A 13,607-nucleotide genomic window follows, 5' to 3' on the forward strand; every position below is an offset into this window, starting at 1 on the left:
AGAAAAATACTTTTATTGTTATAAAAAATCAAGAATAGACAGACATTTAACTGTCTATTCTTGATTGAGTGTTCTTATTGTCTATCGGCGTTGCTTAAATTTGGATTAAGGTCAACTTGACTTTGTGGATATGTATAATATTTGTTTTGTGGCATTTTGATTAAAGCTGCTTCTCCAACCCTAAGGTGGTATGCATTTACCAAAACATCATACTTATTCATTCTGATCAAATCTGCGCGGCGTTTTCCTTCGTAGAAAAGCTCCCAGCCTCTTTCTTGTAAGATAGCATCTCTTAAACTAGTTTGCGTTTGACCAGATAAAGCCAAAAGCTTAGCATGTGATCTTCCTTTCACCTGATTAATAAGATCTATGGCTTCCTGAGTCGGTCCGCTGATTTCGTTTAAGGCTTCAGCTCGGCTTAATAAAACATCTGCATAACGAAGGATATTTACACTATGGCCATCATAATAAGTAGTCGTTTCATCATCTGCATATTTTCTAGTAGAAACATCTGGCATATAGAATTCTCCTTTAGGCGGTTGAGCACCCAATGATGGAGCTTGTTTGTGAAGTAAGCCGTCTGTTCCTTCAAATTCTGGGAAGAAACATTGTTTTCTTTCGTCTTCATCTCCAAAAGTGTTGTAGAAATCCCAGTTTACAGTGTAATACTGCCATCTGTTTTGAACGACAGGATGATCAATAGGGCCAAAATGGTTCAATAATTCTGTCCCGTTTGTGTTGGCATCACTCAATGAAGAGAAGATATTTTCGCTGCACCATTTGTTACTTTCTTTAAACAAACCTAAGTAAGAAGGATAAAGACGATACTCGTTTAAATCTATTACTTGCTGGGTAAGTGTAACTACTTTTTGCCAATCGTGACTGCGCAAATATAATTTTGCCAGCAATGTAAGCGCAGCGCCTTTTGTAGCACGGCCAACATCGTTACTTCCATAAATTGCGTTTTCTTTATAGTTTACTGGTAAGATAGTAGCAATTTCAGTAAGGTCTTTGATGATAAAAGCATCAATTTCTTCAACGGATGTTGGAGGTGTCTGCGCCAAGTAATTTGGATTTGCTATATTTTCTTCGGTCATCAGAATAACAGGACCCCAAGAATCAGTCAAATCCATGTAAGCAGATGCTCGTAAAAATTTTGCTTCCGAAATGAACTGCGCTTTTTCAGCATCCGAAATAGAAGACATCTTTCCGATGTAATAAATCGCATTATTAGCATTAGAAATTAATTTATACATAGCATTCCAATCTTCTAAAAGCAAGCCATTTGTAGAACTCCATGCGCCCAAAGACAGTTGTCCTGGATCACCTCCGTATTGACAGTGTCCTAAATCTGTTGCAATATCAGTCAGTGCGAAGTGTCTTGTAGCCCAATAAGAAAAGTTATCGCCTACAGATGGCCCCTTTAATCTGCCGTAAATTGAATTGACTGCGGCAATAGCATCTGATTTGGTTTGATATCCGTTTGTGGTCGTCAAACTGCTATATACTTTAGGATCAAGATCCTCATTGCAGGAATATTGCAGTCCTGCAGCAAGTAAAAGCAATAGAATTGTATATTTTTTCATTTTGATAAGTTTAATGTTATTGAAAAAGCTATTAATGAATTGCTATTTTGATTCCTAATATAAACGTTCTGGAAGCTGGGAATGAGTTAAAATCAATTCCTCCGCCAAGATTTTGCGCCCTAGCAGTATTGGTATGTCCATTTACTTCAGGATCATTTCCAGAATATTTTGTAATTGTCAATAAATTTTGACCAATAGCATATAATCTTATATTGTCAATAAATTTAGTTGGCTTTAGAAGGCTTTCAGGAATTGAATATCCAATAGATAAATTTTTAAGACGCAAGTAAGATGCATCTTCAACAAATTTTGAATTTACGTAGCTGCCATAAGCGCTTTTGTAATAGCCATCTCTTGGAATATCAGTATTTTCATTTGTACCAGCAACCCATCTATTCAAAGCATCAGTGCTTGTCGTTGATTCTCCAACCATTCTGGTCATGTTATAGACAGAGTAATCAAGAGCGCCTTGAAAAAACATATTCACATCAAAATCTCCAAATCTAAAGTCATTATTAAAACCAACAACGTAGTGAGGAGTAGAATTTCCTAAATATGTTCTGTCTTTTGCTGTAACTAGTCCGTCACCATCTAAATCTTCATATTTAGGGTCTCCTGGTTTAGATCCTGGCTGTGCCGCATAAGTTTCACCTGTTTTTATTACTCCAGCATATTTAAATCCGTACAATAATCCCATTTCTTTTCCAGGTTCAAGTCTAGTAAACTCACGTCCAGAAACCGTACCGCTTGGGTTAGAAGTATTTATGCTGATTATTTTAACATTATCAGCAAGCGCAACAACTTCTTGTTTGTTGTAAGCAAGATTTAAAGATGTTCTCCAGTAAAATTTGTCATTTTTGAAGTTTTCACTGCTGATGCCTAATTCAATTCCTTTATTATCAACGGTACCCGAGTTAAGCGTTTGGGTGTTAAATCCCCACCATCCTCCAACAGGCACGTCTAAAAGAGCATCAGTTGTTCTCTTTTTGTATACATCAATTGTAGCTGTAAGCCTATCATTGAAGAATCCCATATCCAAACCGATATTGGTTTGAGCTTGCTGCTCCCATTTTAAATCTGGATTTGATAAATTGTTAGGTTCTGTACCGCCTACAAAAGAGCCATCAGAAATGGTAACGTTCCAAGGCGATAGATTTGACATATATTGATAGTCTAAAATTCCATCATTTCCTGTAATACCGTAGCTTACTCTTAGTTTTAATTCTGAAAGTGTCTCCACATTTTGCATAAATGCCTCTTTAGATATTCTCCATGCAACGGCTCCAGAAGGGAAAGTTCCATATTTGTTATTTGGACCAAAACGAGAAGAACCATCACGTCTAATAGTAAAAGAAGCCAAATATTTGTCATCAAAAGAATAGCCTAGCCTTCCAAAATACGAAGTCAATTTTGTTTCTTGTTTTTGAGTTTCAGGTCTCAAATAAACCGCAGCACTTTCAAGCTTATAATAAGTTAAGATATCATTTGAAAAACCAGAACCAGAAGCTTTCAATCTTTCATAAGTGTCTTTTTGGTTTGATGTTCCAATCATGGCAGTAAACGAATGGTGCTCTTTGAGATTAAATTTGTAAGTCAAGTATTGTTCTGTGCTCCATCTGAAGTATGTTTTGTTTTCTTCAGATCCAGTACCATTTAGCGCTGCTCCAGCAACAAGTGTACGTGGCGTGTATTTTCCTTGAATATTTTCCTGCCATTCTGCACCGGCACCAAAATGATATGTTAAACCTTTAATGATCTCATAATCCATAAACATATTTCCGTTTACTAATCTGTTGATCGTGTGGTCCGTTGGTTCTAGTAAAAGAGCTAAAGCGTTATCTTTTCCTTGAAATTTGTAGTACGAACCATCCGCGTTGTAAATCGGAATAGAAGGAGGAGCAGTCTGAATAGAAAACATTGGAGATAAAATATTATCGCCAAAATCGCTATTGTGCCCTTCACTTGCGGCTCCATACACATTGGCTCCAACGGTTAATTTATCTGTGAATTTCTTCTCTGTTCCAATACGAACGCTATATCTTGTAAAATCGGTGTTTTCTATAGCTCCAGTTTGTTTTAAATAATTTCCGGATAAGAAAAATTTAGAAGTTTTATCGCTTCCACTAAAAGTCAATGTTCTGTTTAAAACTTCGCCTGGACGAGTTGCTGCCTCAAACCAATTTGTATTGGCAATTGGAAAACTTGAAGGAAAAACTGGCGGTCTGCCATTTTCGGCTGCAATGGCATTCTGAATAGAAGCATATTGCTGCCCATTTAGCAACGACGGTTCCTGAATAATATTTTGGAAACCATCTGAAATTTCACCTTCAATCTGCATTTTTCCAGACTTTCCTTTTTTAGTCGTAATCATGATAACACCGTTTCCACCTCTTGAACCATAAATGGCAGTAGAAGCAGCATCTTTAAGAATCTGGATGCTTTCAATATCGTTTGGACTTATAGATGCACCCGTGCTTGTAATGAAGCCGTCGACCACATACAATGGAGCATTTGATGTTGTAATAGAGTTTCCTCCTCTGACAACAATAGTAGGAGTAGTTCCAGGTGCATAACTGTTCTGTTGAACTTGAACCCCAGAAGCACGTCCTTGAAGAGCTTGCCCAACATTTGATACGGTACCGCCTAAGTTTAAGTTGTCTTTTCCAACAGAAGAGACAGAACCTGTAAGATCTTTTTTCTTCGCTTTACCATATCCAATAACGATTTCCTCTAATTTTTGTCCTGCTTCTTTCATGACAATTTTTAGAGGAGCGCTTCCGATAGTTACTTCTTGATCTTCCATACCAATGTACGTAATCACAAGTTTGGTAGCATTGTCAGGAACAGTAATAGCAAAACTTCCGTCTACATCTGTCTGAACACCTTTTTTAGAGCCTTTTACAACAACATTGGCGCCAGGAAGTGGCATTCCGTTTTGATCTGTTACGGTACCTTTTATTGTTTTTTCAAAAAATAGCGCAGTCTTGTTTTTGTCTGAAATGTTTATAGAAGAAGCTGCCGAAGCTTGAAATGTAAAAACTAATAACGAGAGAACCGTTATTCCGATTTCTTTGCGGGATAAATTGTTAATCCGAAAATCTCTTGGCTTTTTTTGGGTTAATAATTTCATACTGTAAATTGGTTTTGGTTAATGTTTAATTGTTTTTTCTTTGTTTGTAGGTTTTAGATTTCTTTTTTGATCTGGAAATTCATTTTGTCTTTGTAATTGAGTTTTTAGATTGAATTGCTTTTTATACAAATACAAGTCTTCTATTTGTTCCTAAACACTGATTGTTTAGTTTGTTTCTCTTCATTTTTGAAGCTTAAAAATCACCTGAAATTTTGCATAATTAACTTAGTTTTAAGATTAATCTCTGACGAAACTAGAGATTATATTTTTATAAAACAAGAAAAAACACAAAAAATGTGCTCGAACACACAAAATTTATGTTCTCGAGCACATAAAATTGTGCGAAACGTTTTTTTACACTTAAAAAGATGAGATATTTTTAAAATATTTTAGAAATAATGTAGTTCTTAAAACAGAGCGTTTTTTGAATAATAAAAGCTGTTTTTGTAAAAACTTGTGAATTTCGCAATGACTAATATAAAAACGTAAAAATTAAGCAGTCTTTTCTTATGTTGGTTGGGAGCGGAATTTTAGATTTAATTATGAATTTGATTTGTTTTTCAATTCAATTTTTGAACTATATTGGTCTTGCAGAAAAAAGCTAAAATTGGAAAATGAATTAATGGTCATTTTGACCTTTTTTGAAAAAGAAAAATTAACAAATTTTAAGAAGAAGAATTTTGAAAGAATACCACGTACAGATAATAGATAAAAATCAAAAGAATGAAGCTGATATTTTGGATTCTTTTTTTTGGGAAAAAGCAAATTGTTTAACCGATTTTGTTTCTCCATGGAGTAGCGATTCTGTTTTAAAAATTGAATTTCGTGCGCTTTGGGATCAGGAAAACTTCTATTTTAGTTTTAGAGTTTTTGATACAGATGTCTATATCGATCAGAAAGACGATAGTGTAGAGAGCATTTGCAATTCAGATCGAGTGGAGCTCTTTTTTAGAAGTAATGATAAGCTTAATCCGTATTACTGTCTTGAAATTGATCCTTCGACAAGATTGCTCGATTTTTATGCTCGCCCAAATAAGATTTTCGATTATAATTGGAAATGGCCTGAAAATCACATTCAATTGAAATCTGCTACTGATGAGATTTCTTTTACGGTTGCAGGGATAATAAGTATTGCATCTTTAGAAAATCTAAATTTAATTCACGATAATGCCATTGAAGCAGGAGTGTACAGAGCGAAATTCTCCAAAGATGAAAATGGCAATTATGAGCCAACTTGGATTACATGGGTGAATCCGAATACGCCGGAGCCAAATTTTCACATCGCATCTTCTTTTGGAAAGTTTGTTTTGGTGAAATGATTTGCCGCAAAGGCGCAACGAAGCAAAGTTTTTTAATTTGGCTTAATGTTTTGTGAAATTTTGATTGGAAGAAAAGAATGTCATCTGAATTGCCTTCAGTTTTAGCTGGAGATATTAAAGTTAAAGAGGTGAAAAGGCTTTAGCCTAACCCCGTAAGTAAAAAAAATAAAACTTTGCGTCTTAGCGCCTTAGTGGCAAATATTCCTAGCTAACATAAAAAGAAGCATTTTCGACATTTATAATATCGATAGGAAGCAAAATAGTTTCTGGAATGTCTTTTCTAAATATAAAGTGATCTGCCAAAGTGCTTACGCCCAAATAAGCCTGTCTCTTCTGGTTTTGGTGAATTAAAAAATGAACCAGTCCCTGATTTAAAAAGCTGATGTTTTTATCAATTAAATCATATCCAATTAAGGCAATTTTTTTGTCTGTTAAATTGGATAACGCAGAGGCAATTTGGTAGGCTTTAGAAGTGGTTATAAAAATACCGCACAAATCTGGGTTTTCTTCCAGAAGAGTGGTGAGTTTGGTTTCGATATTGGAGTATTTCAGTTTTAATGTGGTTAAAGAGAAATCAGAAAGATTTTTTTCGTCAAAGTAACTTCTGAAACCTCGTTCTTTTTCCTGCATATGGACGGCATTTTTTAAACTTTCGTCAATATGGATAATCGCAATCTGGCCTTTCGGCAGGATCAGATTCATTAAACTCGCGGCCACCCGTCCGCTTTTATACAAATCTTGTCCGACAAAACTTTTTATCGAAGAAGATTCAACTTGGTTATTAAAAGTGTTTACCATAATTCCCATTTCGTCATATTGTTTTATGATTTCTACTGTTTCTTTATGAAAAAGCGGAGCCAATAAAACAGCATCTGGCGACTGCGCGATAATGGCTTCATTTGTTTTAAGGAAAGATTTGGTGCTTTCTGGATTAAAGTAATGAGTCTGTATGATAACGTTGTAGGCTTTAAATTCCTTAATGGCATCTTGGATTCCGTTAACGCAAGGAAGCCAATAGGGATCAAATACAGGATCAGGAAGCAACACGCAAATGCGATATACTTTGGTGCTTTTTAAATTTCGCGCAATTAAGTTGGGTTCGTAATCAATAACATTTAAAACTTCGTTGATTTTTTCAAGCGCCGCAGGAGAGACTTTTCCTCTGTTGTGCAGCACGCGGTCTACAGTTCCTTTAGAAACTCCAGCCATTTGTGCTATATCCTTAATTGTGTACTTTTTGTCCATATAAGCAAATATAAAAACTTTGATTTAATAAACATGAATTTTTTGTAAGAATTACTAAATGTGCTCGAGAACATTAAAAAAGTGTGTTCGAGCACATTTTTGTGTTTTTTCTTGTTTTATAAAAATATAATCTCTAGTTTCGTGAAATCAAAACCAAAAAACTGAAATAAATTTATAACTAATTAACACTTTAATTTGTTGAATTGTAGTGTTTTAATACAAATCGCTTAAGTGAAAAAAATTACGTCATTAGCCCCCGGCCGAACTTGTCTTTTTGGAGATCATCAAGATTATTTAGGGCTGCCTGTTATAGCCTGTGCGATAGATCGGAATATAAAATTAATTGCAAAAGAAAATCAGACTCAAACTTTTGTTCTGAATATGATTGATATTAATGAAATTCGGGTTATCGATATACATGAGGCTTTCGAAAAATTAGAACCAAGAGATTATTTTGCGTCCTCATTGCGCGTTTTGCGCAGATATGGCTGTAAACCAACATCTGGTTATACAATTACAATTACTGGAGATATTCCGATTAATTCAGGAACTTCAAGTTCTTCGGCCTTATTAATGGCCTGGATTCGTTTTCTTATAGAAGCTTTTGGGATAGATCACGAAGTTACTCCTGACTTTCTTTCAAAATTAGGTTACGAGTCTGAAGTTTTAGAGCATGGAGAACCAGGCGGAATGATGGATCATTTTAGTATTGGAGTTGGAAATATTGTTTACATCAATACCAAAAAGCCATTCTCTTATAATGTTATTGGAACGCAGTTAAAAGGATTGATCACCGGTGTTTCTGGTGTTCCGAAGGAAACAATCGGATTGCTCGGAGAATTGAAAGGAAACGCTTTGATGGCAATTGATCTTGTAAAGCAAAATTATCCGCAATTTGATTTAAATGCTTCTGAAATAGAAGATATTGGCAAATATAAAAATTGTCTTCCAGATCGCTTGATTCCGTATTTTGAAGCTGCTATTATGAATTACCATTATACCCAAGAAGCTTTAAAAGAATTTGAAAAACCAGTTTTGGATCTAAAAAAAATTGGCGCTTTAATGAATGGCCATCATGCGGTTCTTCGCGATTTGCTTAAAATTACCGTTCCAAGAATTGATGCTATGATTACAGCGGCATTAAGGGCTGGTGCATATGGAGCGAAAATAGTTGGTTCTGGCGGTGGTGGAAGTATTGTTGTAATCGCCGATCCTAAACATGAAGATACGGTTATAAAAGCGATTTTGCACGCAGGGGCTCAAGAAGCCTATGCGGTAAATGTTGATCCCGGAGTACGAATTATTGAATAATATTGAAAATTAAAATAAAATGCACGACAGTTTAGTGATTTTAGCCGGCGGAGCTTCTTCTCGAATGAAAAAAGAAGCGGTTGTAAATAATTTATCTCCAGAAGAAATAGCTCAGGCCAACGAAAGAAGTAAAGGTTTGATCGGAGTTGGCGCAAGCGGAAGGCCTCTTTTGGATTATCTTTTATGGAATGCCCGAAAAGCAGGCTATAAAAATATATACATTATTATAGGAGAACAAGGAGAGTTGTTTAAAGAGTTTTATGGGAGCAAAACAAAGGATAATGATTTTCATGGACTCAATATTTCGTTTGCGGTTCAATATATTCCAGAGGGAAGAGTGAAGCCTTTTGGAACTGCAGATGCTTTATTTCAGGCTGTGGAGCAATATCCGGAATTAAATTCGCAGTTTTACTCAGTTTGCAATAGCGATAATTTGTATTCTGCAGAAGCTTTGCGTGCGTTGAGAGAGACCGAAAGTCCAAATGCTTTTATTAGCTATGACCGCGATGCGATGGATTTTCCTCTTGAGCGTATTTCACGTTTTGCAATTGCCAAATTAGACCAGAACAATCAGCTGCTGGATATTTTAGAAAAACCATCAGAAGAGGATTTGGAGCAATATAAAGATGCTGAAGGGAAGATACGTGTTAGTATGAATGCTTTTAAATTTAATGGCAAGACTTTATATACGCATCTGAAAAATTGTCCTGTTCATCCAGAGCGCGATGAAAAGGAGCTTCCGACGGTTCTTTTAAATTCTGTTAAGGAAAATCCGCAAACTACTGTCGGAATTCCGTTTTCTGAGCACGTTCCAGATCTTACCGCTAAAGATGATATTGCCGATGTAAAAACATATTTGGCAAAATATTATCCTGATTTAAACTGGAATAACAAAAATTAACAAAACTTTCATATCTAAATTAGAGAATAAGGAAATTTAATGTAGTACTTTTGTTTTGCAAAAAAAATGCAGATATTTGCATAAATTACGCAATCAATAATGTGAGAGTTGATTCTAATTTAGATTTTGAATTAAATAAATCTATAAACTAATCAACCAAAAATTATGACAAACATTCAAAGTACATTACAGGTAGAGAAAAAAAGTGCCATTGTTCCGATGGTGATTTTGACCTTATTGTTTTTTATTCTAGGATTCGTAACCTGGCTTAACGGACCGCTTATTCCGTTTTTTGAATTAGCTTGCGAATTGACTTCTTCACAAGCGTATTTTGTGACTTTTGCATTTTATATTGCTTATTTTGTAATGGCAGTTCCGTCTTCATATATCATTGAAAAAGTAGGGTATAAGAACGGAATTTCTTTAGGCTTATTAATTATCGCTGCGGGAGCTTTTATGTTTTATCCAGCAGCTTCTAGCCGTACATTTCTCTTGTTTTTATTGGCATTGTTTGTAATGGGGACCGGTTTGGCGGTTTTGCAGACAGCGTCAAATCCTTATGTAGTTGTAATCGGTCCGCGAGAAAGTGCGGCCGCTAGAATCAGCGTTTTAGGAATTGCAAATAAATTAGCAGGATTTGTTGCGCCAATTGTGCTTACGGTTTTGGTTTTGTCTAATATGCAGGACTTTACCGCAGACAAAATTGCTTTGATGGATGAAGCTGCAAAAAACAGCGCGCTAAATTCTCTTGCTTTGCAATTGCAAACACCGTATCTTTATATGGGGTTGATTATTACTGTCTTAGCTGTAATGGTAAAATTTTCTCCGCTTCCAGAAATTGATTTGGATGAGGAAGGTAATGTCTCAGAATTAAGTGTTTTTAAACAGATTAAAAATGCCTTCAAACATCCGCAATTAGTTTTAGGAGTAATTACGCTAATGCTGTATTTGTCTGCAGAAGTTTTGGCGGGAGATTCTATTGGAGCTTTCGGTAAACAACTCGGAGTTTATGGCGAAGAAGGAAATTTCTATCTCAAATTAACCTCATTTACCATGTCAGCAATGGTTGTTGGGTATGTTCTTGGAATAGTGCTGATTCCTAAATATGTTTCTCAGGTTACAGCTTTAAAAGCATCTGGAATGCTAGGTCTAGTACTGGTTCTAGCAATTGTTTTGATTTCGCCAAAAATAATGATTGCATTGCCAGGAACTCCAAATATACCTTTGGTAATATTTTTGGTGGCACTTTTAGGATTGGCAAATGCACTATGCTGGCCGGCAATATGGCCAATGGCTTTGCAGGATTTAGGAGGCTATACCAAAATAGGAAGCGCGATTTTGATTATGGGAATTATCGGTGGAGCAGTTTTTCCTTTATTTTATGGAATGATTACAGAAAGCATCAATTCTGCAAATCTTGCAAAAAATATGCAAGATATTTCAAAAAGCGGTAACCAATTGGCATATTTAATACTACTGCCTTCATACGCAATGATTTTGTTTTATGCTGTAAAAGGGCATAAATACAGGAAATGGAATAGTTGAACAAAAAATAAAAATTAATATATCATGTTAAAAAGTAAAATCGACAAAGCAACAGGTTTCGAAAAACGATTCGAAAACATCAATACAGTTGTTTTTGAAAACTCAACTGAAGCTTCAAAAGAAGTGGCGCAGGAAATCGCGGCATTAATCAGAGAAAAACAAAAAGAAGGAAAGCCATGTATTTTAGGATTGGCAACAGGATCTTCTCCAAAAGGTTTGTATGCTGAATTAGTGCGTCTGCACAAAGAAGAAGGTTTGAGCTTCAAAAATGTAATCAGTTTTAACTTGGATGAATATTATCCAATGGAACCAAATTCAATCAATAGTTATGTTCGTTTCATGAAAGAGCTTTTGTTTGATCATGTTGATATTTTACCTGAAAACGCACACGTTCCAGATGGTCTTTTGACTAAAGAGCAAATCGCAGATTACTGCCACGAATATGAAGCTAAAATTGAAGCTTTAGGCGGAATCGATCTTCAGATTCTTGGAATTGGAGGTAATGGACACATTGGTTTTAACGAATCGGGTTCGCTTCAAAACTCTAAAACACGTTTAGTGGCTTTAGATCATATTACAAGAGTTGCTGCAAGCAAAGATTTCTTTGGTTTAAACAATACGCCAAGAACAGCAATTACGCTTGGAGTTAAAAAAATCATGGAAGCAAAAAGAGTAATCTTGTTAGCTTGGGGTGAAGGAAAAGCAAGCATTGTAAAAAAATCTGTTGAAGATGAAGTTACAAACCGAGTTCCTGCGTCATTCTTGCAAGAGCACAACAATGCGGTTTTTGTTTTAGACAAAGAAGCTTCTTCAAAACTAACAAGAATTAACAAGCCTTGGTTGGTTGAGAAAATTGTTTGGACAGATAAATTGACTCGTAAAGCAGTTTTGGGGTTGGCATTAGACCTAAAAAAACCAATTTTAATGCTTACTGATGCAGATTATATCGAAAACGGTATGAGCGATTTATTGGCAGATTCAGGCCCAGCTTACGATACTAACATTAAGATATTTAATAAATTACAAAATACAATTACAGGTTGGCCGGGCGGAAAGCCAAATTCAGACGATACAAATCGTCCTGAAAGAGCAGAGCCGGCTAAAAAACGTGTATTGATTTTCTCTCCGCACCCTGATGATGATATTATTAGTATGGGAGGAACCTTTATGCGTCTGCAAGAGCAAGGGCATGAGGTGCACGTAGCGTACCAGACATCTGGAAATATTGCAGTTGCAGATGATGAAGCTCTGCGTTTTGCAAGATTCGTAATTGATTACAATGAGAAATTTGGAATCAAAAGCGAAGAAGCAGACAACATCTACAAAAAAGCAGAAGCATTCTTGCAGAACAAAAAGAACAGCGAAATTGATATTCCAGAAGTTCGTTATATCAAAGGTTTGATTAGAAAAGGAGAGGCGAGAGCTACAAGTTATTTTGTTGGTCTTCCAGATTCTCAAATTCACTTTATGGAATTGCCTTTTTATGAAACAGGAACAATTGAGAAAAAACCAATCGGTCCAGAAGATGTACAACTGACAATGGATTTAATCGAAAAGGTTAAACCGCACCAAATTTATGCGGCGGGAGATTTAGCAGATCCGCACGGAACACACAAAGTTTGTTTGGATGCTATTTTTGAAGCGGTTAAAAATCTAAAACCTAAATCATTTATGGATGACTGCTGGTTATGGTTATACCGTGGAGCTTGGCAAGAATGGGGAATTGACGAAGTTGAAATGGCTGTTCCAATGAGTCCAGATCAAGTTTTGGCAAAACGTCACGGAATCTTCAAGCATCAATCTCAAAAAGATGGTGTTGTTTTCCAAGGAACAGACGCAAGAGAGTTCTGGCAGAGAGCAGAAGACAGAAACCGCGAAACAGCAGAATTGTACCATCAATTAGGTTTGGCAACGTACGCTGCAATGGAGGCTTTCGTGAGATGGCACTATTAAAAAGGTTCTAAGGCGCTGAGGGACAAAGGTGCAAAGGCTTCTGATCTTTGTGTAAATCTTTAACTTTTAGACGAATTATAATCTCAAATAATATTTTTGAAGCAGGAAGGAGGAACGACAATTGGTTCTTTTTTCTTGCTTCTTTTTTTTTAAAGTTGATAAGGTTCTAAGATTCTAAGTTTTTAATCTTTGATTTAATAATCTGTGAGAATCCTTTTAATCTGTGGCAAATAAATAATAGCTTTGCATAGAATTGAAGCAAGAAGAAAGCATAAGTCTTTCCTCTTGCTTCTTTCTTCTTAAAAAATATGGATCAAGACAAAAAACAGCTCATAAAATTAGCCCACACCAAAATGCCTTTCGGAAAATACGAAGGAAGATATTTAATTGATTTGCCTGAATATTACGTCGTTTGGTATCATAACAAAGGATTTCCAAAAGGAGAGCTTGGTCAGCAATTGCAGCTTATATATGAGTTAAAACTAAATGGTCTGGAAGAATTGATCCGAAATATTAAAAAGCAATATCCAAAGCCTATCTAAAAAAAAAAGTAAGAAAAATCTTTTGTGATTTGATTTTTTTTATATACGTTTGAAAATACAAAATATTATAATTTC

The 13,607-nt window shown here is 35.6% G+C and carries 9 protein-coding genes; 6 read left to right on the forward strand and 3 right to left on the reverse strand.

What is annotated here, in order from left to right:
* Positions 1–74: 74 nt before the first annotated feature.
* Both N4T20_RS11865 and N4T20_RS11870 read right to left on the reverse strand, forming a co-directional pair.
* Entirely contained in the window at positions 75–1,586 is a 1,512-nt protein-coding gene (locus N4T20_RS11865; RefSeq protein ID WP_260669366.1) for a RagB/SusD family nutrient uptake outer membrane protein, read from the reverse strand.
* A 31-nt stretch (positions 1,587–1,617) separates the two neighbouring features.
* Entirely contained in the window at positions 1,618–4,716 is a 3,099-nt protein-coding gene (locus N4T20_RS11870; protein ID WP_260669367.1) for a SusC/RagA family TonB-linked outer membrane protein, read from the reverse strand.
* A 680-nt stretch (positions 4,717–5,396) separates the two neighbouring features.
* Here N4T20_RS11870 and N4T20_RS11875 point away from each other — a divergent pair.
* Positions 5,397–6,035, forward strand: coding sequence for a carbohydrate-binding family 9-like protein (locus N4T20_RS11875; RefSeq protein ID WP_260669368.1), 639 nt, complete (start codon positions 5,397–5,399; stop codon positions 6,033–6,035).
* A gap of 204 nt (positions 6,036–6,239) precedes the next feature.
* On the opposite strand, the gene N4T20_RS11880 is transcribed toward N4T20_RS11875, so the two are convergent.
* Positions 6,240–7,280, reverse strand: a complete 1,041-nt coding sequence (locus tag N4T20_RS11880) for a LacI family DNA-binding transcriptional regulator (protein ID WP_260669369.1) — start codon at positions 7,278–7,280, stop codon at positions 6,240–6,242.
* Between the two features lie 231 nt (positions 7,281–7,511).
* Here N4T20_RS11880 and N4T20_RS11885 point away from each other — a divergent pair, with 231 nt between their 5' ends.
* From N4T20_RS11885 to N4T20_RS11905, 5 genes are all read left to right on the forward strand, one after another.
* Positions 7,512–8,591 (forward strand): mevalonate kinase, encoded by a 1,080-nt coding sequence (locus N4T20_RS11885; RefSeq protein WP_260669370.1) that lies wholly within the window; start codon positions 7,512–7,514, stop codon positions 8,589–8,591.
* A 19-nt stretch (positions 8,592–8,610) separates the two neighbouring features.
* Complete coding sequence (locus N4T20_RS11890) at positions 8,611–9,492, forward strand: sugar phosphate nucleotidyltransferase (protein ID WP_260669371.1); 882 nt, start codon at positions 8,611–8,613, stop codon at positions 9,490–9,492.
* 165 nt (positions 9,493–9,657) lie between these two features.
* Positions 9,658–11,037, forward strand: a complete 1,380-nt coding sequence (locus tag N4T20_RS11895) for a sugar MFS transporter (RefSeq protein ID WP_260669372.1) — start codon at positions 9,658–9,660, stop codon at positions 11,035–11,037.
* 24 nt (positions 11,038–11,061) lie between these two features.
* Positions 11,062–12,990: a glucosamine-6-phosphate deaminase gene (nagB, locus tag N4T20_RS11900; RefSeq protein WP_260669373.1), complete on the forward strand. Its 1,929-nt coding sequence runs from the start codon at positions 11,062–11,064 to the stop codon at positions 12,988–12,990.
* A 308-nt stretch (positions 12,991–13,298) separates the two neighbouring features.
* The gene (locus N4T20_RS11905; protein WP_260669374.1) at positions 13,299–13,532 is read left to right on the forward strand and encodes a DUF3820 family protein; all 234 of its coding nucleotides are present in this window, start codon (positions 13,299–13,301) and stop codon (positions 13,530–13,532) included.
* Positions 13,533–13,607 lie beyond the last annotated feature (75 nt).

The sequence above is a fragment of the Flavobacterium sp. TR2 genome (assembly GCF_025252405.1).
In the GTDB taxonomy this organism is placed as follows: domain Bacteria; phylum Bacteroidota; class Bacteroidia; order Flavobacteriales; family Flavobacteriaceae; genus Flavobacterium.

What these genes read in the sequence shown, in the direction of transcription:
- N4T20_RS11865 (WP_260669366.1), bottom strand. Translation starts at nt 1,586, where the DNA reads ATGAAAAAATATACAATTCTATTGCTTTTACTTGCTGCAGGACTGCAA.
- N4T20_RS11870 (WP_260669367.1), bottom strand. Translation starts at nt 4,716, where the DNA reads ATGAAATTATTAACCCAAAAAAAGCCAAGAGATTTTCGGATTAACAAT.
- N4T20_RS11880 (WP_260669369.1), bottom strand. Translation starts at nt 7,280, where the DNA reads ATGGACAAAAAGTACACAATTAAGGATATAGCACAAATGGCTGGAGTT.
- N4T20_RS11890 (WP_260669371.1), top strand. Translation starts at nt 8,611, where the DNA reads ATGCACGACAGTTTAGTGATTTTAGCCGGCGGAGCTTCTTCTCGAATG.
- N4T20_RS11895 (WP_260669372.1), top strand. Translation starts at nt 9,658, where the DNA reads ATGACAAACATTCAAAGTACATTACAGGTAGAGAAAAAAAGTGCCATT.
- nagB (WP_260669373.1), top strand. Translation starts at nt 11,062, where the DNA reads ATGTTAAAAAGTAAAATCGACAAAGCAACAGGTTTCGAAAAACGATTC.
- N4T20_RS11905 (WP_260669374.1), top strand. Translation starts at nt 13,299, where the DNA reads ATGGATCAAGACAAAAAACAGCTCATAAAATTAGCCCACACCAAAATG.